Annotated in this window: 16 protein-coding genes; 7 read left to right on the plus strand and 9 right to left on the minus strand. The window is 58.9% G+C overall.

What is annotated here, in order from left to right:
- Window positions 1–13: 13 nt before the first annotated feature.
- The 7 genes from ACODRX_RS06280 to ACODRX_RS06310 all read right to left on the minus strand — a co-directional run bounded on the left by ACODRX_RS06280 (window position 14) and on the right by ACODRX_RS06310 (window position 9,547).
- Window positions 14–868: a PCC domain-containing protein gene (locus tag ACODRX_RS06280; RefSeq protein WP_488870288.1), complete on the minus strand. Its 855-nt coding sequence runs from the start codon at window positions 866–868 to the stop codon at window positions 14–16.
- The gene (locus ACODRX_RS06285; protein WP_488870290.1) at window positions 855–2,480 is read right to left on the minus strand and encodes an acyl-CoA synthetase; all 1,626 of its coding nucleotides are present in this window, start codon (window positions 2,478–2,480) and stop codon (window positions 855–857) included. The genes ACODRX_RS06280 and ACODRX_RS06285 overlap by 14 nt, the downstream gene beginning before the upstream one ends.
- Entirely contained in the window at window positions 2,477–3,646 is a 1,170-nt protein-coding gene (locus ACODRX_RS06290; RefSeq protein WP_488870291.1) for an acetyl-CoA acetyltransferase, read from the minus strand. Before ACODRX_RS06290 ends, ACODRX_RS06285 begins: the two co-directional genes overlap by 4 nt.
- Before the next feature lie 44 nt (window positions 3,647–3,690).
- Window positions 3,691–5,568, minus strand: coding sequence for a TRAP transporter large permease (locus tag ACODRX_RS06295; RefSeq protein ID WP_488870292.1), 1,878 nt, complete (start codon window positions 5,566–5,568; stop codon window positions 3,691–3,693).
- Complete coding sequence (locus tag ACODRX_RS06300; protein WP_488870294.1) at window positions 5,565–6,581, minus strand: TRAP transporter substrate-binding protein; 1,017 nt, start codon at window positions 6,579–6,581, stop codon at window positions 5,565–5,567. Before ACODRX_RS06300 ends, ACODRX_RS06295 begins: the two co-directional genes overlap by 4 nt.
- 26 nt (window positions 6,582–6,607) lie before the next feature.
- A complete protein-coding gene (locus tag ACODRX_RS06305) occupies window positions 6,608–7,402 on the minus strand; it encodes an SDR family NAD(P)-dependent oxidoreductase (protein WP_488870296.1) in 795 nt (264 codons plus the stop codon).
- Window positions 7,403–7,873: 471 nt separating this feature from the next.
- Window positions 7,874–9,547, minus strand: a complete 1,674-nt coding sequence (locus ACODRX_RS06310; RefSeq protein WP_488870297.1) for a tannase/feruloyl esterase family alpha/beta hydrolase — start codon at window positions 9,545–9,547, stop codon at window positions 7,874–7,876.
- Window positions 9,548–10,156: 609 nt separating this feature from the next.
- Between ACODRX_RS06310 and ACODRX_RS06315 the strand changes: the two genes are divergently transcribed.
- The gene (locus tag ACODRX_RS06315) at window positions 10,157–10,444 is read left to right on the plus strand and encodes a helix-turn-helix domain-containing protein (RefSeq protein ID WP_488870331.1); all 288 of its coding nucleotides are present in this window, start codon (window positions 10,157–10,159) and stop codon (window positions 10,442–10,444) included.
- A gap of 21 nt (window positions 10,445–10,465) precedes the next feature.
- Here the strand turns inward: ACODRX_RS06315 and ACODRX_RS06320 are convergent, their stop codons facing one another.
- Window positions 10,466–11,281, minus strand: coding sequence for a histidine phosphatase family protein (locus tag ACODRX_RS06320; protein ID WP_488870299.1), 816 nt, complete (start codon window positions 11,279–11,281; stop codon window positions 10,466–10,468).
- A 359-nt stretch (window positions 11,282–11,640) separates the two neighbouring features.
- Complete coding sequence (locus ACODRX_RS06325; RefSeq protein WP_488870301.1) at window positions 11,641–12,432, minus strand: IclR family transcriptional regulator; 792 nt, start codon at window positions 12,430–12,432, stop codon at window positions 11,641–11,643.
- Window positions 12,433–12,891: 459 nt separating this feature from the next.
- Here ACODRX_RS06325 and glcC point away from each other — a divergent pair, with 459 nt between their 5' ends.
- The 6 genes from glcC (at window position 12,892) to ACODRX_RS06355 (ending at window position 20,527) form a co-directional block, all read left to right on the plus strand.
- A complete protein-coding gene (gene glcC / locus ACODRX_RS06330; protein WP_488870302.1) occupies window positions 12,892–13,647 on the plus strand; it encodes a transcriptional regulator GlcC in 756 nt (251 codons plus the stop codon).
- A gap of 95 nt (window positions 13,648–13,742) precedes the next feature.
- On the plus strand, window positions 13,743–15,446 hold the full coding sequence (gene dld / locus ACODRX_RS06335; protein ID WP_488870304.1) for a D-lactate dehydrogenase: 1,704 nt from the start codon (window positions 13,743–13,745) through the stop codon (window positions 15,444–15,446).
- 515 nt (window positions 15,447–15,961) lie between these two features.
- Complete coding sequence (locus ACODRX_RS06340; protein WP_488870306.1) at window positions 15,962–17,485, plus strand: CoA-acylating methylmalonate-semialdehyde dehydrogenase; 1,524 nt, start codon at window positions 15,962–15,964, stop codon at window positions 17,483–17,485.
- A gap of 69 nt (window positions 17,486–17,554) precedes the next feature.
- Window positions 17,555–18,721, plus strand: coding sequence for an acyl-CoA dehydrogenase family protein (locus ACODRX_RS06345; protein ID WP_488870307.1), 1,167 nt, complete (start codon window positions 17,555–17,557; stop codon window positions 18,719–18,721).
- Window positions 18,722–18,805: 84 nt separating this feature from the next.
- Window positions 18,806–19,702, plus strand: coding sequence for a 3-hydroxyisobutyrate dehydrogenase (gene mmsB / locus ACODRX_RS06350; RefSeq protein WP_488870309.1), 897 nt, complete (start codon window positions 18,806–18,808; stop codon window positions 19,700–19,702).
- Window positions 19,703–19,738: 36 nt separating this feature from the next.
- On the plus strand, window positions 19,739–20,527 hold the full coding sequence (locus tag ACODRX_RS06355) for an enoyl-CoA hydratase (protein ID WP_488870310.1): 789 nt from the start codon (window positions 19,739–19,741) through the stop codon (window positions 20,525–20,527).
- The last annotated feature ends 14 nt before the right edge of the window (window positions 20,528–20,541 follow it).

The following is a 20,541-nucleotide window of genomic DNA, read 5'->3' on the forward strand; positions in this document are numbered from 1 at the left end:
CAGAAGCCAACGCCTATTCCTGCGGCTCAATCACCAGTTCAAAGGTAATCAGAACTGGGTTCTCACCACGCTTGAGCCGACCTTCGGCAATCTCACCGGAGTGAGCTACCAGCCCAACGTCCACGCTAGCCTGTGGAGCGCCATCGGGGTTGGGGGCAATCTCTCCAGATCGAATAAAGACCTCGGTGACAAACGGCTCCACCACGCGGCCGTCTTCGAACACCGTGCCGATGAGGCTACCCACCCCCCCGCGGATGCTGGCCCGCCTGATACCTCGTTCGGCACAAAAGCTTTCCAATGCCAAGCAGAGATCCTGGTTGGGTCGCAGTCGGACCACAAAGGCATTGGAGCCTTCGGACCGGGTGTCACCAGCCGCTACCTGCATAAGATTGAAATTCGTCTCTGAATCGGGCGTCACCTCAAAGCCCGCTCCATCAAGCATCCAGGCTTGAAGGCGCACTGGAGTAGCGACACGTGATTCCGCGGGTATCAAATGCCCACTTTTGCGTCGGCCATCTGGATCGCCCCAGATCGCGTGACAGTGCAACGAAGGCTGGCCTTGGCGCAAGCCGAAGGTGATGCTGCCCGAATCGATCCGCGCTTCGCCAGTGGCTTCAAAGCGCTCACTGAAATAAGCAACATGCTCCGGTGTATCGGAAAGAGCAGGCATGTAATATGCCAAGGGCTCGAAGGAGCCTCCTTGCAGCGAGAAGACTGCGCTGGATACCCCATATGAGCGCACTGCATCGGCCAGTCCATCCAGAAGTGTCACCCCCGGCTGCAACTCCACCTCAACCGCTCGGATGTTGGCTGGTGCGCATTGAACACGCTCAGGATGCACCGGACCCGGCTGTTCAATGCTGCGCATCAAGCTCTCCCGTAGCTGTCAGCAAGCCGCGCTGCCGCAACTCATCCCGCACCAACGCCTTGGGCACCTTTCCATAGCCCGATTTCGGCAACTCTGTCCAGAAGAAAATCCGCTTGGGCAGTTTGTAGCGTGCGACACGGCTCGACATCCATTCCAGCATCTCTGCCTCGTCCAATTGCGCTCCCTCGCGCAACACGCATACCGCCACGCCAACCTCACCCCATTTCGGATCGGGAACGCCCACGATTGCCACCTCACTGATAGCCTCGTGCGTCAGCACCTTCTCCTCGATCTCACGGGGATAGATATTGGAGCCGCCCGAGATATACATGTCGGATGAGCGGCCCGTCAGGTAGATGTATCCCTCGTCGTCGCGGTAACCCAAGTCACCGGTGCGAAACCAGCCGTTTCGGAAGCACTTGGCGTTAGCCTCAGGGTTGTTGTAATAGCCTGCAAAGACAGCTGGGCCAATGACACAGATCTCGCCGGCCTGGCCTGGCTCCACTTCGTTGCCTGCATCATCCTGAATCGACACCTGCATGCCAGTACGCTCAAAGCCGCAGGTGCCGGGCCGACGCTCTTCATCACCAGCATCGTGTTCACGGCAGGGAAGTACCGTGATGTTTCCTGTCGCCTCTGCCAAGCCATAGTATTGCACCAGCACCGCACCCAGTTTCTGCAGCGCCAGTTTCTGATCCTGGCGGTACATGGGCGCACCCGCATATACGACGTAGCGCAGACTCGAATGATCGAATCGATCCACACTCGAGTCCTCGATCAGCATCTTGAGGATCGTCGGAACAGTAAACAGGTTGGTCAGACCGTGCGTCTCGATCAATTGAAATGCTGTTGCGGGGTCAAACTTGTCCGATGGCATCAGCACTGTAGCGCCGCCTCGAGCAATCATGTTCAACTGATGGATGCCTGCGCCGTGTGACAAGGGAGCCAGCACCAGCGACCCGTCAAACTCCGTGGAACCGGGCATCAGATCACACAGGTGGTTGTTGATGACATAACCCAGTTGCCCGTGGGTCAGTACTGCGGCCTTCGGCCGACCGGTAGTGCCTGAAGTGAAGAACAGCCAGCAGGCGCTATCCCGTTGCACGCTAGCATTCGGCACAATCCTGCCGGACTGCGCAGCCACTAAAGCGCTCACATGCTCTGAGTCGTCTTGCGGCTGAGCATCGCCCATCAGCCAGACACGCTGCACCCCCGCCACGGCACGGTCCACTGCATCCGCATACTCAGGGAAATCCGTCTGGCACAAAAAGACACGCGGCTGGGTGACTTCGGCCATATATGCCACATCATCGGGAGCGAGCCGAAAGTTAGTGGGCACCCACACTGCACCGATACGGAACGTGGCCAACATGGCCTCAAACATCTCATTGCTGTTCTTGCTATGCGCCAGCACGGCTTCGCCGGGTTGTACGCCCAGGTCGAGCAACGCACCAGCGAGCGCAGAAACCCGAACATCCACGTCGGCCCAACTCCAGGACGAATCCCGCCAAACCAATGCTGGGCGCTTTGGAAAGCGGCGCGCATTCTGCGTGAGCATGTACGCAAGGTTTGGCACGCTCTGCGACATGAAGTCTTGATGGATTATTTTCATTTCACGCGCTCCAGGATAGATACGTAGTTCGTGACTGCAGCTCCGCCCATGTTGAAGACGCCAGCCAGCTCTACATTCGGCATTTGCATATCTCCTGCTTCACCTGCGAGCTGCATGGCCACCATCACATGCTGAGACACACCAGTTGCCCCTAACGGATGGCCTCGGGCCTTCAACCCGCCCGTCACATTCACCGGCAGCTTGCCGTCGCGCAGAGTCAGTCCTTCTCTGATGGCTCGCCAGCCCTCGCCGCGCGGCATCAGGCCCATGGCTTCATACTCGATCATTTCGGCGACGGTAAAGCAGTCGTGGGTTTCCACCAGGCTCAGGTCATCGAGCGAGATGCCGGCCGCAGCTCGGGCCTTCTCCCATGCAAGGCGAGGGCCTTCGAAGGCGATGGGATCTCGGCGCGACTGAGGCAAGAAGTCGTTGACGTGCGTGCGCGCACGCAGACGAATGGCGCGGCGCAGAGTCGCGGCGGTTTCCGCATCGGCGACCACCAGCGCGGCGGCACCATCAGACACCATGGAGCAATCCGAGCGTCGCAGCGGGCCGGCCACCAACGGATTGCGGTCAGACACCACATTGCAGAACTCAAAACCCAGATCCTTGCGCACATGGGCGTAGGGGTTGTTCACTGCATTGGCGTGGTTCTTGGCCGCAATCATTGCCAGCTCTTCGCTGTGATCCCCGTAACGCTCGAAATAGGCAGCGGCGATCCCTCCGAAGATGCCAGCGAAGCCCTGCGGGTTGTCTTCCTCCTTGCGGTAGCCACCGCTCAGCAGGACGTTGGGTAACTCCCGCGATGGCAGTGCAGTCATCTTCTCTGCACCAACTACCAATGCGATGCGACCGCGGCCACTTTCGATAAAGTCAAGCGCAGTGTGGAGCGCAGCGGTACCGGTCGCGCATGCGTTCTCAACGTGAATGGCTGGCGTGAAGCGCAGCCGAGGCTCGCCGAGTGATACCAAACCACCCTCGAAGCCTTGAGGCGTGAGACCGTTATTGAAGACACCGACAGTAATGAAATCGACATCTTCCGGCGCAACGCCGGCATGGTCCAATGCCGGTCGCGCCACGCTGGTGATCAGACTCTCTACGTCCGGCAAGTCCGACTTGCCAAAGGGCGAGTGCGCCCAGCCAACGATGCAGGCATTTTGTTTCATGGGAATACTCCAGAAGTGATTTGGGAAAGAGAGTGTTCTGAGGCTTAGAGAAAGCCGATAGATATCCACGGCACTGCTGCAACGATGATCGTCCCGATCAACAAGGCGACCATGTAGCCGATGATTGGGCGAATTCCCTTGTCAGGATGCACCTGTCCGATGGCACAGGCCGTGTAGTACCCCACCCCGAGAGGAGGTGCAAACAGACCCAGCCCCATCGACAAGACAACGACCATCGCGTAGTGCACCTCATGGACGCCCAGTTGTCGCGCGATAGGGAACAACAGCGGACCAAAAAGAACCACTGCCGGAATGCCCTCCAGCACCGAGCCCAGAATTACAAACGCAACTATGGAAACCGCGATGAACATGGCCTTGCCTCCAGGCAGCGAGCCCATCGTCTCAGCCAGGGCACGTGAGAATCCTGACTGCGTGAGGCCCCATGCCATGGCAGTAGCGGTACCGATAATCAAGAGGATCGCCCCAGACAACGATGCCGTACTGACCAGCATCGGACCAAGTCGTCTCCAGTTGAACTCCCGGTAGATCAGCAATCCAGCGACGACTGCATATGCAATGCCGATCGTAGACACCTCAGTGGCTGTCGCGACACCTTCAACCACGGCAGCTCGGATGACGAACGGCAGAGCAATGGCGGGGAATGCGATCACTGCCAGGCGCAGCACCTCTTTCCAAGGCTTGCGAATTACGTGCCGCAAGTCTTCTTTCCTATAGCGGAACCAGACCACCAGGCACAGCATGGCACCGAGTACGAGAGCGGGTAGCAATCCGCCAGTGAACAGCGCGGCGATAGAAACCCCTGTGACCGAACCAATCGTGATGAGCACAAGGCTTGGAGGTACGGTTTCCGTCTGGGCGCCAGTAGCCGAAAGCAGCGCAATCAGTTCTCCCTCGTCAGCACCGCGCTTTTTCATCTCCGGAAAAAGTGCGGGCGCTATCGCTGCCATGTCTGCAGCCTTCGATCCCGAAATGCCCGAGACGAGATACATGGCTCCAATCAAGACGTATGAGAGTCCGCCTCGGACATGCCCCAACAGCCCAGCCAGGAAGCCCACCATGGCTCGCGCCATGCCCGTCATCTCGATCAACAACCCCAGAAGCACAAACAGAGGAACGGAAAGCAGAATCAGATGCGACATACCTTCGTCCATACGTCCGACCAACACCGGAAGCGGCGTTGACGTGCTCAATGCAAGGTAGCCGACCGATCCCAAGCCAAAGGCAAAAGCAATCGGTATACCGGCGAAGACACAGCCTGCGGCGACAATGACGAAGAAGATCAACAGATTGAGCCGTCCTAGACCGGGAAAGACGGAGCGCGCCAGCCAGAACACAAGCACAATACCTGCCACTACAGCGAGCGCCACAAGAAACTGGCGAGGCTTCGACTCCCGAAAAAGCCGCAGTACACCGAAGACTGCCATCAGCACCAAACCGATCGGAATCGCAGAGGCCCTCCATGCATTCGAGATACCCAACGCCGGCGTCGTGATGTCAATTTCGTCGGATGCATATTCCCAGGACGGATAGATAACCGCGGCCAGGAAGACCAAGCAAGCCGCAATCGCCACTGCCTCAAATACTGCACGCGTTTCTGGCTGCAGTCTCCCCACAAATGCAGTCATCCGCATGTGTTCGCCTCGCCGCAGAGCAATGACCGCACCCAGCATCGAGAGCCACAGGAACAGGATGGAGGCCAGCTCATCGGTCCACACAATCGGAGCATGAAATACGAAGCGCGCAATCACGCCTGCGAACAACACCACGACTTCGGCCAGAACCAACGTGGCCGTGACCACCTCCACCAAGCGGCCCAGGGCGGAATCCAGCCATCTCGTTAACTGGTTGCCCTCAGACCCTACGCCCACTGCGCCACTGCCGTTGTGGCCGAGCGCACTCATGCCAGCCTCCCGGTACTACGCTCCAAGACTGCCCATGCCTCGGGGCCAAACTTGTTCTTCCATTCTGAGTAGTAGCCAGCACTGCGCAGCTTCTCGCGAAACGGATCTGTTTTCGGGGTGTTGATCACCATGCCTTTAGCAGTAATCTCCTTCTGCAAACTGACGTTGAGCGCGGCCATGTCGGCACGCTGAGCAACCGCCGCCGCGTTCAGATGCTTGGCAGCGATCTCCTGGATGTTAGGCGGCAGACGCTCCCAGGCCCGGCGATTGGCAAGGCACCAGAAACCGTCCCACATATGGTTGGTGAGCGAGCAGAACTTCTGGACCTCATTCAGTTTGAAGAGCGAGATGACGGAAACGGGGTTTTCCTGCGCATCGACCACTCTCGTCTGGAGCGCCGTATACATTTCAGCCGCATTGATGGAAGTCGGCGCTGCATCGAAGGCCTTGAACATCGAGGTCCACATCGGCGAAACAGGCACGCGAATCTTCAAGCCACGAAGGTCGTCTGGCCCATTGATCGGCTTGGTCGATGTCGTAGTCTGGCGGAAGCCGTTGTCCCAGATCTTGTCCATAGCGATCAGCTTGGCCTTGGCGATCTGCGCACGCACATAGGCACCGAGGTCTCCATCCATCGCACGCCAGACAGCGTCGTAGTCAGCGAACGCAAATCCCACGCCATTGATGGCAGCAGCTGGTATCAGCGTGGAAAGAATCAGCCCCGAAAGGGTGAAGAACTCAACACCACCGGATCGCACCTGGCTGAGGGTGTCGGTGTCGGAGCCCAACTGATTGCTCGGGAAAATCTGAATATCGAGGCGACCATTGGTCTCATTCCGAATGGCGTCTGCGGCAGCCTTGGCTCGCACGTTAAGCGGATGGGTCAGCGGAACATTGTTGGCGAACTTATAGGTAAATTCTGCCGACTGGCCATAAACCAGCGTTATGGGTGCTGCAGCAACGGCTGCAGCTGCGGCAGTTCCATGAATGAGCTTGCGGCGTGTGATGTTCATGATATGTCTCCTGTTGACGTGAAAATCTATGCGGGCTTCTTATCGGCCAGTTCGGTCACCAACATGCCAGCGGCAACAAACCCACCGTCAATGGCGAGCGTCTGGCCCGTGATGTAGCTGGCCTGTTCCGAGCAAAGAAAGGCAATGCTGTCTGCAACCTCGTCGGTACTGCCGTAGCGGCGCATGGGCACCATGCGTCCGTAGGCGTCGCGTGTTTCGCTGCTATGGCTGATCTGCGCCAGCGGGGTGTCAATTGCCCCCGGAGCAATGGCATTCGCCGTGATTCCCCAGGAGCCCTCTTCGATTGCGAACTGCTTGGTCATCGCAATCAAGGCAGCTTTGGAAGTGCCGTAGGCCATACGGCCTGTACCGGCACGCAGACCGCTGATGGAGGCCACATTCACGATCCGGCCCCAACCTGCCTGCCGCATATGTGGTAGCACGTACTGCATTAAGAGCATCGGCGCGGTGAGGTTCACCGCCACCGTCAATTGCCAAGTCTCCAAAGAGCAGTCTGCCGCGGGAACCAGTTGAGCAACACCAGCGTTGTTCACCAGGATATCGGGCACGCCAAAGTCCGTCGTCAACGCCGGCAGCGCCTGGCGAAGGCCCGGTCCATCGGCGAGGTTCACAATACAGGCCTTGGCGGATCCGCCCTGGGCATTGATGCCGCCTACCACCGCGGCGGTAGCCTCTGCGTCTTTGTCTAGGACGTAAACGCAGACGCCTTGATCGAGGGCTAGTTTCTCAGCCGTGCGACGCCCAATGCCACTTGCCCCCCCCGTGATGAGCGCCACTCTGCGAGATCGTGAAGATGCCATTACCTTGCCTCCTTGCTGGTTCACTATTTACACAACATCAAGTATGAAAGAGCTAGATTCGGCTGATAAAGAGGGAAACCGGCGTGTTCACATAGATGATGGTTTAATATATGAACCATCTTCAGATAACCATCTCTCCAACGCACGTTTCGACCCAACGATGCCCAATGGTTTCGGCATCCTTGATCTACTCTCCTGAAGCTAGCTGCGGGGACTACATCTCAGCGACATCGCTCATAAGCTGGAGCGGCACAAAGACATCCATGCGAGCCACACCTCCTTCCGGTGTGACGCGGAGACAGGCTAGGCCAAAGCAGCGGCGGGTATACCGAAAACCCATAGCTGAGGTTCTCAAGGGCGCATCAGAGCTGGGCCATGGTGGTGTCGAAGCACACCGTCTAGACATGGCGCGTACCCCTGGCCCCTCCCATTCACAGGCGCAGTGAACCCTACGACGAGGGCTCACCACAATCAGTTGAGGTACCTGTCGGCTGGTGCAGGGACATTGCCGCGGGGCGCTTCCTTGCACACAAAGCTGCTTGCCTTCGTCGCATCGCCGCCCTGGTAGGTAGGGAGCTTCGGATAGACGCAGATAGGCCTCTGCGTTGCAATCTGCCCACTGGCCGTATATCGGGTGCCGATGATTTCTTCAGGGGCTTGCTTCTTCTCCACCCAATCCACCATCTTGAGCAGGATGTCGCCGTTCGGATCCGAAGGGACATACGCAGAATAAGGCTGGCCAAACTCGGTGCCGCCATCGCCGCCGTCCAAGCCACTGCAGTGGCCCATGCCGGGTACCAGGTAGTAGCGGAAGTGGCTCTGTGTTCCAGCTAGATCTCCGCCTTGTGCCTTGACTACACGCTCGTAATAGTTGATTGCATCGTGGTAGGGCGCACCGGCGTCTTGCGTTCCGGTGAACATGATCATTTTTCCACCGTGTGCCTTGAAGGCACTCAGATCGGGGTTATTGGAATTGACAATGGCCGCTAGCTGACCATCGACCGTGTCGACGTCTCGGTCGAAGTCGAAGGTGTTGTAGTCATAGCCCTTGCCAAACACCCAATTGAATGGATAGAACTGGAGTTGCGGCCAAAACGACGCTGCCTGCGTTACGGGACCATACAGCATGGCCTCAGCGCCGAATGGCAAGCCGCCATAGATCCTTTCACCAGTTCTTGCATTGCTCGGGCCTGCGTATGCCTTCTTCAATGCCGCCAGTTGGGGTTCGGTAAGGCAGTCATCGCTGTCACTCGACGTGCACCGCGGCAACGTGTCGGGATCGAAGTGGCACTGCCGCGGATCAGTCAAGAACGTATCGGTGATATTGCCTCCGTCCTTGCCGAGGCAAGCCGCCAAGGACTTGTCCTGCACCATCTTCACCTTGCCCGGCGTCAACGCGGCACCAGGAGCGTTAAATGCCCGGTTGTGCCAGATGAACGCCATATGCAGGTGGGTGCGATTGTTAGCCGGTGCCCCCGCGATGATGCCGTCATAGTCCGTGGGGTACCGCTGCGCATTGATCAGCGCTTGCTGTCCGCCGGTCGAACAACCTTGAAAGTACGAATACTGTGGCTGCGTCTTGTAATAGGCATTGACGAGCCCCTTTCCTGCGACGGTCATCTCGCGAGTGGCGCGATTGCCGAAATCGACCCACTGCTCCGGATGCCCCTCTCGGGTGGTGATGTCCCGCGCGGTGCCCAGATCGGTGTCCGCCACCGCAAACCCACGGATTAAGCCCTCCCTCAAGCCGGTGTAATAGGTGATAGCCCCGGCCGGGCCACCATTGCCGGTACCCAGAAATCGACCATTCCAATTCTCCTTGGGTAACCACACTTCGATGCCGACCGTCGAATCTGGGCTGGTCTTCTTTGTCACAGTGACGCGGCAGAATGCAGGCAACCCTGTCAACGGGGACGGCTCGCCAGGTGCAATGTCGGGTGGCGTATAGGCACCTGCAGCCACCGATTCGGCAGCAGTGACAGTGCCGCCATTGATCGCCATTCCGGTTAGTGATTCGCAGGGGATCTGCCCGGAGGTGGCTACTGAATTAGAACCTCCGTCACCGCCACCGCACGCAGTGAGGGTGGCCGCAATAGCCATCCCAACGACACCGCATCCAAGGATATTCCTGTCGATGTACTTCATTGCCATGGTCTCCTCGTTATAAACGGCCTGGCATCGGCCTATCGCGCGCTCCGATTGCTTGCACGCATCCGGCCATTGTTCGGCGTAGTCATAGCGCTGTCGATATGTCAGGAGCCTGGTCCGACCACTTCGATGGAACGACTTCACTTGCACTCATTCCCTACCAATAGCCACACTGCGCCGCATGGCTTGGGCTAGGGATTGCGCTTTGCGTTCAGCTCCCGAGGATTGGCTGATCGATGCACCGGTCGCATATGGCTGCATATGTGTGGCGGCCCACATGCTTCATCTGTGCCATGGCCCTACCAGTTGATAGAAGCACTTCTACGCGCTTTCCTCGTCCTCACCAGCCTATGAGTGCGCAGATTCCGCGAGAATTGCCGTCATAGGCTCAATGCGTTGCTAGGTCTTAGTTTCCGGTACATTGACCACCTGAGACAGCTATGCACCTGCGCGATGATGCGACACTCGCACTGGATGACCTGCAACGCACCGAGTTGGTGAAGGTAGCGCGTTCGCGGCGCACACCTCAAGCCGTCGCGCAATGCGCACGCATCGTCTTGATACGCCGATGGCGTGTTGCCAAGCGTCATCGGCGAGCAGTTAGGCGTGTCGCAGCCGAGGGTGCGCCAGTGGTGTGCGCGCTACCTGCAGCAAGGCCTGGCGGGCCTGCGCAGTGAGCCCAGACCAGGACGGCCGTGTTCGTTGGACGATCAGCGCGTGGCCGACTTGCTCAATCAAGCTGTGCAAACCCGACCTGCCAAGCAGACCCATTGGAGCGTGCGCAGCTTTGCTGCCGAGGCGAGCATTAGTAAAAGGACATGGCGCACCGGCTGTTTCGAGCCGCGGCGCTGGCTCCGCATCGCTCGCGCAGCTTCGAACGCTCCAACGACCTAGCCTTCGTGGAGAAGGTGTGCCTCATTGAGCCCGGTAAAGATCACGCAAATTGACTTCGGTGATCAACTTCCACATGCGGGGCGAAGCTGCCACGCCGACTTCAATGAGGTAGACCTCGTCGTTGGCCTGCACGATCTGCCGAGCCTGCTCCTCGGAAAGACCCATCAACTCTCGCACAATCATCCGATTGGCCCCTCCATGGCCGACGATGAGGATCGTTCCCGAAGAATGCTCCTTTCGGATGTCTTGCACTGCGCCCCGAACGCGCTCGAAGAGTTGGTTGAGAGACTCGCCCCCGTCGAGTGCATCCATGGGATCTTGGGTGCGATGCTGAAACTCCTGCAACATCGTCGGATCACTGCCATCGATCAGCTTTCCCTCAAACTTTCCGTGCTGCTGTTCTGCTAGTCTAGGCAGACTCTTTAAGGGCGCCGATCCACGCACAATTTCTGCGGTCTGCTTGCTTCGGCTCAAGGTACTTGAATAGACGGCGTCCAGCGGAATGCCCTTCAGCCGGGCTGCGAGTTGCTGAGCCTGCCGGACCCCGGTTGCATTCAAGGGAGTGTCGGTTCCACCTTGCACCCGGCGCGCTGCATTCCAGTCTGTCTGTCCATGACGAGCCAAGTAGATCCTTAGCGAGCTTGCGTCGCCGCTCCCCGGCCGAGCTGCGCACGACGCAATGATCAGACAGCTCGCAAGCATCGCCACCGTGCCGAACCGTGAGCGACGAATGTGACGGCCGTCCCGACTGAGCGTAAGCTCTTCTCGCAGTCGACGGTGAAGTCCGCTGACTGCTCTAGATACGATCGCAGCGGTGGTAAAATTCCCAAAGGTCATATCGCATCTCCGGTGAAGCCGATACATGGGCTATGCAGCAAAGTATGAAGAGCTCCATGCGCCCTGTCCTGGCTGAAGCAGACAACAGTCGCCGAATGTGGTCCGGAATATGAACCAATGACATAAGGGTTCTCCCAGACCCCAAAGCTACCCATCATCGCTGACTCGACATTCACGAACAGCATTCTTAGGGTTATCACAATCTAGCGCTCGGTCGGCAAGCTTTGCCAGGCCGTGCGGCGCAGTCTCTGGAAAACCCAAGCTATATGCCCTCGTTGTTCCCCAGACAACTGGGCACTTCCACCGGCTAATGCCTACTTGCTACGCGTCAATACCAACACGTAAATGTCGCAGTTGGCCTAGCTCTCGCTGGACGCCTGCATCAGATCTCGGCTGACCTTTTGCAACCTCGCAGCAATCGTGGCTTGTCGCGCGTAACCCAATCGGACGGCACTAGCAATCAGAACGATGGCGGCAATTGGCTGCCCATCGGCCCTGAGTACCGGCACGCCAATGCCCCAGAAGCCCGGTGCGAGGATGCCCGGAATAACGGAATAGCCCAGTTCCCGCGTGGCTTGCAACTTTTCCCTCACGATCTTTTCCGTCATCTGCGGATAACGGCGAGCGATCTCTGGGCCATTGATAGCGAGGATTCTCTCTGCTTCATCCGGCTGAAGAGCAGCAAGAATCGCCAGTCCCCCAGCGCCCAGTCCCAAAGGGTGCCGATCTCCCACACGCAGAGATGCCTGTGGGTAGGGAATATCGCCGCTCTCCCGCGACAGACAAATGGCCTCTAGCTCATGCCTCACCGTGAAGAACAGCCAATCGCCTGTTTCCAGAGCGAGAGTACGCAGGTACGGAGCAGCGATGCGCTGCAGCGCGTAGTTGGGCTCCGCAGCCAACCCTACAGCAAACGATTCTGGCCCAAGCTGATAGCGGCGTGTCGCGGCATCCTGAGCAACGAATTGCTCGTCCATGAGAGTACGCGTGAGCCGTATAGCTGTGGCTTTATTCAGTTCCAACTTGCGGGCGATGTCGCTGACGCTCAACCCATCTGGTTGATACCGAGCCAACAGCTTAAGGATGCCCAAGCCGCGGCGTAATGTCTGGGCACCGACGGTTTCGGAGGCCTGGGTAGTCGTTTGAGGCATGAGCGATTATAGATCGTAAGGTTCATACTATGAACCTTATTCTTCAAAATCGTCCTACTTCTCCTCTGTACTCACCAACAACTGCTCTCTCATACTTGGATTCACATAAATAATGAACCAAAAAGGAGGCATGGTGACGACATCTTCATCGCAGTTGGCCTCGCCACGACTGTCTCAAGACCGCAGACAACCCCAACGCAGAAATGCTGGGGCAACGTACAGCCTCGAAGAAAAGCCGCTCCTCAGTGGGAGCACCGGAGAAACCGCATGCGGTGGTACCCCCGTTGGTCGCCGCGCTCCAACTGCCTTGGATCGGCTGAATCAGATGGCCTGGCGTGATCGTGCTGACTTGAATGCCTGGCCAGGCCCGCAAGCTACCGTGCCATATTTCCACCCCGGAGTTGTAAATCTGGTCCGACCAGCAGGCTGCATCGTGCCTCGGCAACATGGGGGCATACGATGCAAATAGCCGACATCGTTGCACAACGCATTGAAAGCATGATCGTCGACGGTGTGCTGAAACCGGGACAGTTGCTACCTTCAGAGCGTCGTCTTTCCATGAAGTTGGACGTCTCACGATCAGCGGTGCGCGAAGGACTCAATGTATTGCGCGCGCGCGGCATCATTGACACGACGCATGGACGCGGATCATCTGTTGCAGCATTTGTGAAGCACGCGGCATCTTCGCCGATGATGCATCTGCTAGGTTCACAGCCTAGAACCTTGTATGACATATACGAGGTACGCGAAATGCTAGAGGCAGAATCTGCGCGCCTTGCCGCGCTTCGCGGTACGCCTGCAGATTTTGCACGGATCACTCGTCGCTACGAAGAAATGCTTGCGATGAAGGGATGCGATATCGACGCTTCATCCTGCGCACAGGCTGACTACGCCTTCCATCTAGCGATCTGTGAAGCATCCCACAACCCGGTGCTGGTACACACACTCAACGCCATTACCGATCTGCTGCTGAATTCGGTCTTCGCATCCGTCAACAATCTGTACCACCGCCAGGATGAGAGACGCGTGATCGACCAGCAACATGCACGGCTCTACCACGCTGTGATCCACAGACAATCTGAGCAAGCACGCAAGATAGCCAGCGCGCATATCGACAGCACACTTGCCCGCCTGAAGGAAATTGAGGCTGAGGAGCAACAATTAGTACGAGCGACGCTGCGACTCAACACTGGACATGACGCTGATCGCCAGTGACACACCGCCTGCAAACTGGTAGGGCCAGGCCTAAGGGTTGCCTCAGTCTCACGTTCACGCACAACAATGTGCGCAAGTAGGTCTAGAGACTTGAGATGAATCCCCAGAATTTGATCAGCCACCTTGCCGGCGTCGTCGGTTCCCGCCATGTACTGACCGACGATGCGAAAACACACCGATATCGCACGGGCTACCGCTTTGGATCCGGCCGGGTGCTGGCCGTCGTCCGTCCCGGTACTCTTGTTGAGCAATGGCGAGTACTCGCTGCCTGTGTCCTCGCGCGCGTCATCGTCATCACGCAGGCTTCGAATACCGGATTGACGGGAGGATCGACGCCGGATGGAGATGGCTACGACCGAGACATCGTCATCGTCAGTACGACGCGCATCAGGCAAGTCCATCTTCTCGGCAGTGGAAGCCAGGTGGTCTGCATTGGCGGAACCACACTGGATCAGCTCGAACGCACACTGAAGCCACTTGGGCGCGAACCCCACTCCGTGATTGGGTCCTCATGCATCGGCGCATCAGTGCTGGGCGGCATCAGCAACAACTCTGGTGGCTCGTTGGTGCAGCGCGGGCCGGCCTACACGGAAATGGCGTTGTTCGCTGCTGTTGATGCCTCTGGTGCCCTGCATCTGGTGAACCATCTCGGAATCAGTCTAGGCGACACAGCAGAAGAGATTTTGTCCCGCGTTGAGCGCGGCACGTTCACGGATGCCGATGTGGATGCCAGCGCGGGCGCTGTCGCATCGGATCTCGAATACGCAACTCATGTCCGTGATGTTGATGCCCCTACGCCTGCACGCTTCAACGCGGATCCACGGCGCCTTTTTGAAGCCTCTGGATCGGCTGGCAAGGTGATGACGTTTGCGGTGCGCCTGGACACGTTTGTCGCGGCCAAAGATGCGAAGGTGTTCTACATCGGCACTAACGATGCGCATGTGCTGTCCGATCTCCGCCGCCATGCATTAGCCAGTTTCAAGGAGTTGCCCATTGCTGGCGAGTATCTGCATCGCGATGCATTTGATATCGCCAGCAGATACGGCAAGGACTTGTTCATGATCATTGACAAATTGGGGACGAACCGCTTGCCAATGTTTTTCGATATCAAGAACCGCAGCGATGCGTGGCTTGAGCGTTTCGGATTTTTACCGAGGCACCTGACTGATCGAGTGCTGCAATGGATCAGCGAGCGCTTGCCGGATCATCTGCCTAGCCGCATAAAGGCGTATCGCGATCAGTATGAGCACCACCTGATGTTGAAGGTATCGGCACAGGGCTTGGATGAAGTGCGTGCGTTTCTAGCGCAACACTTCGCGGAGGGTGATGGTGCGTACTTCGAATGCACCGACGAGGAAGGTAGGAAAGCATTTCTGCATCGCTTCGCTGCCGCAAGTGCAGCCGTGCGCTATCGCGCGGTACATCATCGGGAGGTCGAAGACATTGTTGCACTCGATATTGCCTTGCGTCGAAATGACCGCGACTGGCTTGAGCGGCTGCCACCAGAGATTGAGCGCCCGATCATGCTAAAGCTGTACTACGGGCACTTCCTATGTCATGTGTTTCATCAGGACTACATCGTGGCTAAGGGCAATGACTGCATAGCGCTGGAGCATGAAATGCTCAAGCTACTCGACGCTCGTGGCGCAGAGTATCCAGCGGAGCACAATGTCGGGCATTTGTACGAGGCGAAGCCACAACTGGCTGGCTTTTACAAAGAGCTCGACCCATGCAACTGCTTCAATCCTGGAATCGGGAAGACCTCTAAGTTTGCGGCTTACCGAGATAGTTCGACGTGAATGTCAGGGCGTATCGAAGGATGACCTGTCTCCCGCAAGCTCCGCAGTAGTCCGGGCCCTCGCAGCATGACCCAGAGATTTTCCTCACTGCAAACGCGACTGCCAGCACTCGCTACTGACATTCAGCAGCGGCTTGCCGGACTGGGTGGTGTGCAGAAATTACCTGAAGTGCTTCCGTCAACTGGTAGGGCCATGGCATGGGTGCAGCATATGAGCAGCCGCACATATGCAGCCCTACGTGATCGGTCCTCGATCACCCCGTCCTCAGGAACTGAACGCAAAGCGCAATCCCTCACACACACCGTGCGGCGCAGCGTAGCTACTGACAGGTAGTGAGAGCAAGTGAAGTCGCTCCGTCCAAGTGGTAGGACCAGCCTCCTGGAGTATCGACAGCATTCTGGCGGCACAGAACAATGGGCGCATGCGCAACAGCAATTGGAGCGCGCGACAGGTCAGTGTGCTCCTGCAACTCTTTTGCAGGAACCTTAGATATTTATCGTTTCCAGGAGAACCCCATGAACGCTGCCCCCCCCTCCGGCGTGCTCGCCCCCACCGTCAAGCTGCTCATCAACGGCCAGATGGTCGAGTCGCAGACCACGCAGTGGCGCGACCTCGTCAACCCCGCCACGCAGGAAGTGCTGGCGCGCGTGCCCTTCGCCACGCCCGACGAGGTGAACGCCGCGGTCGCCAACGCCAAGGAGGCGTTCAAGACCTGGCGCAAGACGCCCATCGGCGCCCGCGCCCGCATCTTCCTGAAGCTGCAGCAGCTGATCCGCGAGAACATGAAGGAGCTGGCCGCGATCCTGACGGCCGAACAGGGCAAGACCCTGCCCGACGCCGAGGGCGACGTGTTCCGCGGCCTCGAGGTGGTGGAGCATGCCGCCGGCATCGGCAACCTGCAGCTGGGCGAGCTGGCCAACAACGTGGCCAACAGCGTGGACACCTACTCGGTGCTGCAGCCGCTGGGCGTGTGCGCGGGCATCACGCCGTTCAACTTCCCGGCGATGATCCCGCTGTGGATGTTCCCCATGGCGATCGCCACCGGCAACACCTTCATCCTCAAGCCCTCCGAGCAGGACCCGATGGTCACCATGCGCCTGTGCGAGCTGGCGCTCGAGGCCGGCGTGCCGCCTGGCGTGCTCAACGTCATCCATGGCGGCGAGGACGTGGTCAATGCCATCTGCGACCACCCGGACATCAAGGCCATCAGCTTCGTGGGCTCGACCAAGGTCGGCACCCATGTCTACAACCGCGCCAGCCTGGCCGGCAAGCGCGTGCAGTGCATGATGGGCGCCAAGAACCACGCCATCGTGCTGCCCGATGCGAACAAGGAGCAGACACTGAACGCGATCGCTGGCGCGGCCTTTGGTGCAGCTGGTCAGCGCTGCATGGCGCTGTCGCACGTAGTTCTGGTGGGAGAGTCGCAGAAATGGGTTCCCGAACTAGTCGCCAAGGCCAAAACGCTTAAGGTCTCCGGCGGTACAGAGAAGGGTACGGATGTAGGGCCCGTCGTTTCCTGTTCCGCGCTGTCGCGTATTGAAGGTTTGATCGAGCGTGGTCTGGCCGATGGCGCAAAGCTCGAACTCGATGGCCGCAAGCCCCAGGTGCCCGGCTACGAAAAGGGCAACTTTGTCGGCCCCACCATCTTCAGCGGCGTCAAGCCCGGCATGGCTGTGTACGACCAAGAAATCTTCGGCCCGGTGCTGAGCATTTCCGGCGCTGCCGACATCGACGAAGCGATCGAATTCATCAACGCCAACCCGAATGGCAACGGCACGGCCATCTTCACGCAGTCGGGTGCGGCAGCGCGCAAGTTCCAGGAGGACATCGACGTGGGCCAGGTCGGCATCAACGTGCCGATCCCGGTGCCGGTGCCGCTGTTCTCGTTCACCGGCAGCCGCGCCTCCAAGCTCGGCGACCTGGGCCCCTACGGCAAGCAGGTGGTGCTGTTCTACACCCAGACCAAGACCGTTACCGAACGCTGGTTCGACGACGACACCACCAGTCACGGCGTCAACACCACTATCAGTCTGAAGTGAAAAGAGACTCCAGCGCTTTCTGATTAAGCGCTGGAAGCTCTCAGATGAAGAGCATAAGGAGACTTTCACATGGATTTTGAGTTGACTGAGGAGCAACGCGCTTTTGCCGACACGGCCCGCGCGTTCGCACAAGCTGAACTCGCGCCCCATGCGGCGACCTGGGACCGTGAGCACATCTTCCCGCGCGAGGCCATCGCCAAGGCCGCCGAGCTGGGTTTCTGTGGCCTGTATGCGCCCGAGCGCATCGGCGGCCTGCAGCTGCCCCGGCTCGACGCCACCCTGGTCTTCGAGGAAATGGCCGCCGTCGATCCCAGCACCACGGCCTTCATCACCATCCACAACATGGCGACCTGGATGCTCGGCACCTGGGGCACGGATGAAGTACGCGCCGAATGGGGGGAGCAACTCACCAGCGGGCGCAAGCTCGCCAGCTACTGCCTGACCGAGCCCGGCGCGGGCTCGGACGCCGCTTCGCTCAAGACCCGGGCCGAGCTGGTGGGCCACGAATACGTGATCAACGGCGCCAAGGCCTTTATCAGCGGCGCCGGATCGACGGACATGCTGGTGCTGATGGCCCGTACCGGCGATGCGCAGTCTGGCGCCAGCGGCATCTCGGCCTTTGCCGTGCCGGCCGACCTGCCCGGCATCAGCTATGGCAAGAAGGAAGAAAAGATGGGCTGGAACAGCCAGCCTACGCGCACGATCAGCTTCGACAACGTGCGCATCCCCGCGCGCAACCTGCTGGGCCGCGAGGGCGAGGGCTTCAAGATCGCCATGAAGGGGCTGGACGGCGGGCGCATCAACATCGCCACCTGCTCGGTCGGCGCGGCGCAAGGCGCGCTCACCCAGGCCCAGCAGTACATGCAGGAGCGCAAGCAGTTCGGCAAGGCCATCGCCAGCTTCCAGGCGCTGCAGTTCAAGCTGGCCGACATGGCAACCGAGCTGGTCGCCGCGCGCCAGATGGTGCGCCTGGCCGCCAGCAAGCTCGACGCCGGCGCGCGCGATGCCTCCACCTACTGCGCCATGGCCAAGCGCTTTGCCACCGATGCCGGCTTCATGGTCTGCAACGAGGCGCTGCAGCTGCACGGCGGCTACGGCTACATCCGCGAGTACCCGCTGGAGCGGCTGCTACGCGACGCGCGCGTGCACCAGATTCTTGAAGGCACGAACGAGATCATGCGCGTCATTGTCGGGCGGCGCATGCTCGACGCCGATGCATCGGACGTGATTCGTTAGGGGCAGATCGCTGCTTCGCCCCTGACCTGATCCCTGCCCGCACGCGCTATCCCGAATTCATTCACCAGATTCCGTAAGACACACATGAAAATCGCATTCATCGGCCTGGGCAACATGGGTGGACCCATGGCTTTGAATCTGCACAAGGCAGGCCACACCGTCACTGCATTCGACCTGAGTAAGGATGCCTGCGCCAAGTTGCAGGCCGAAGGTGTTTCCATAGCCCCCAATGCGCAAGACGCTGTGCAGGAAGCCGAAGCCATCGTGACCATGCTGCCCGCCAGCCAGCATGTGGAAGGCTTGTTCCTGGGCAATGGCAACAACCAAGGTCTGCTGGCGTTGATTGCCAAGGGCGCACTGGTGATCGATAGCTCCACGATTGCAGCTGCCACCAGCAGAAAGGTTGCCACGGCAGCTGAGGCAGCGGGCATCGCATTCATTGATGCACCCGTCTCTGGAGGCACCGGCGGCGCCATCGCTGGAACCCTCACCTTCATGGTCGGCGGCAGCGACACCCATCTGGAGCGCGCTCGCCCGCTGCTCGAAAAAATGGGCAGCAACATCTTCCATGCCGGCGCTGTAGGGGCAGGTCAGACAGCCAAGATTTGCAACAACATGCTGTTGGGAATCTTGATGGTGGGCACCAGCGAGGCGATCGCGCTGGGCGTGGCCAACGGGCTTGATCCCAAGGTGCTGTCCGAGATCATGCGCCGCAGTTCAGGCGGCAACTGGGCCTTAGAAAAGTACAACCCCTTCCCCGGCGTACATGAGAACGCTCCGGCCAGCAAAGGCTACACAGGCGGCTTCGGCACGGACTTGATGCTCAAGGACCTGGGCCTGGCGCAGGAAAACGCCATTGTGACGAAGGCCAGTACGCCGCTTGGCGGCATGGCACGCGCAGTCTATGCGGCGCACAGCCTCGCAGGCCATGGTGGCAAGGATTTTTCGAGCGTGATCAAGATGCTGCAAAGGCAAGGCTGACGCGCTCTGCCGCAACATAGATCGTAAGGAGACGAGATGGAAATCGCAAACTATCCTGGGCTTAAGGTCGAGAAACGCGAGCATATCGCTCTGATCACACTCGATAACCCTCCAGCACATACATGGACCCTCGACAGTCTGGAGGCACTGGCTCGGTGCGTGAACGCTCTGAATGCCGACCGCGAGATCTATAGCCTCGTGCTTACCGGAGGGGGAGAAAAGTTTTTTTCCGCGGGCGCTGATCTCAAGCTGTTCGCCGATGGGGACAAGGCCATGGCGCGGGCGATGGCGCGCCGCTTCGGCGAGGCCTTTGAGGCATTGGCAGGTTTTCGAGGCCTGAGCGTGGCGGCTATCAATGGTTTCGCTATGGGTGGTGGCCTGGAATGTGCACTGGCCTGCGATCTGCGCATTGCAGAGGAGCATGCGCAAATGGCACTCCCTGAAGCATCAGTGGGCCTGCTGCCGTGTGCGGGTGGATCGCAGTGGCTTTCTTGGCAGATCGGCGAGGCTTGGGCTAAACGGTTGATTTTGTGTGGTGAGCGTGTCGATGCCCAAACTGCGCTGCGCATTGGACTGGCGCAAGAAGTGGTGCCGCGTGGCCAAGCACTTGAGCGCGCATTGGCATTGGCCAAATCGGTGGAGCGGCAAAGTCCTATCAGCGTTGCTGCTTGCAAAAGATTGATCCATGGCGCACGTACGCAGTCACCTAGCACCACGCTGGTGGCAGAGCGTGAAGCATTTGTGGATCTCTTCGATTCGCAGGACCAGAGAGAAGGGGTCAATGCCTTTCTTTCCAAGCGCGCGCCCCAATGGCGCAACGCATAAACCAAAGGAGAGCA

The sequence above is a fragment of the Comamonas sp. FG99 genome (assembly GCF_057808605.1).

What these genes read in the sequence shown, in the direction of transcription:
- ACODRX_RS06300 (WP_488870294.1), bottom strand. Translation starts at nt 6,581, where the DNA reads ATGAACATCACACGCCGCAAGCTCATTCATGGAACTGCCGCAGCTGCA.
- dld (WP_488870304.1), top strand. Translation starts at nt 13,743, where the DNA reads ATGAATCCCCAGAATTTGATCAGCCACCTTGCCGGCGTCGTCGGTTCC.
- ACODRX_RS06340 (WP_488870306.1), top strand. Translation starts at nt 15,962, where the DNA reads ATGAACGCTGCCCCCCCCTCCGGCGTGCTCGCCCCCACCGTCAAGCTG.
- ACODRX_RS06305 (WP_488870296.1), bottom strand. Translation starts at nt 7,402, where the DNA reads ATGGCATCTTCACGATCTCGCAGAGTGGCGCTCATCACGGGGGGGGCA.
- ACODRX_RS06295 (WP_488870292.1), bottom strand. Translation starts at nt 5,568, where the DNA reads ATGAGTGCGCTCGGCCACAACGGCAGTGGCGCAGTGGGCGTAGGGTCT.
- mmsB (WP_488870309.1), top strand. Translation starts at nt 18,806, where the DNA reads ATGAAAATCGCATTCATCGGCCTGGGCAACATGGGTGGACCCATGGCT.
- ACODRX_RS06285 (WP_488870290.1), bottom strand. Translation starts at nt 2,480, where the DNA reads ATGAAAATAATCCATCAAGACTTCATGTCGCAGAGCGTGCCAAACCTT.
- ACODRX_RS06345 (WP_488870307.1), top strand. Translation starts at nt 17,555, where the DNA reads ATGGATTTTGAGTTGACTGAGGAGCAACGCGCTTTTGCCGACACGGCC.
- ACODRX_RS06325 (WP_488870301.1), bottom strand. Translation starts at nt 12,432, where the DNA reads ATGCCTCAAACGACTACCCAGGCCTCCGAAACCGTCGGTGCCCAGACA.
- glcC (WP_488870302.1), top strand. Translation starts at nt 12,892, where the DNA reads ATGCAAATAGCCGACATCGTTGCACAACGCATTGAAAGCATGATCGTC.
- ACODRX_RS06290 (WP_488870291.1), bottom strand. Translation starts at nt 3,646, where the DNA reads ATGAAACAAAATGCCTGCATCGTTGGCTGGGCGCACTCGCCCTTTGGC.
- ACODRX_RS06355 (WP_488870310.1), top strand. Translation starts at nt 19,739, where the DNA reads ATGGAAATCGCAAACTATCCTGGGCTTAAGGTCGAGAAACGCGAGCAT.
- ACODRX_RS06320 (WP_488870299.1), bottom strand. Translation starts at nt 11,281, where the DNA reads ATGACCTTTGGGAATTTTACCACCGCTGCGATCGTATCTAGAGCAGTC.
- ACODRX_RS06310 (WP_488870297.1), bottom strand. Translation starts at nt 9,547, where the DNA reads ATGAAGTACATCGACAGGAATATCCTTGGATGCGGTGTCGTTGGGATG.
- ACODRX_RS06280 (WP_488870288.1), bottom strand. Translation starts at nt 868, where the DNA reads ATGCGCAGCATTGAACAGCCGGGTCCGGTGCATCCTGAGCGTGTTCAA.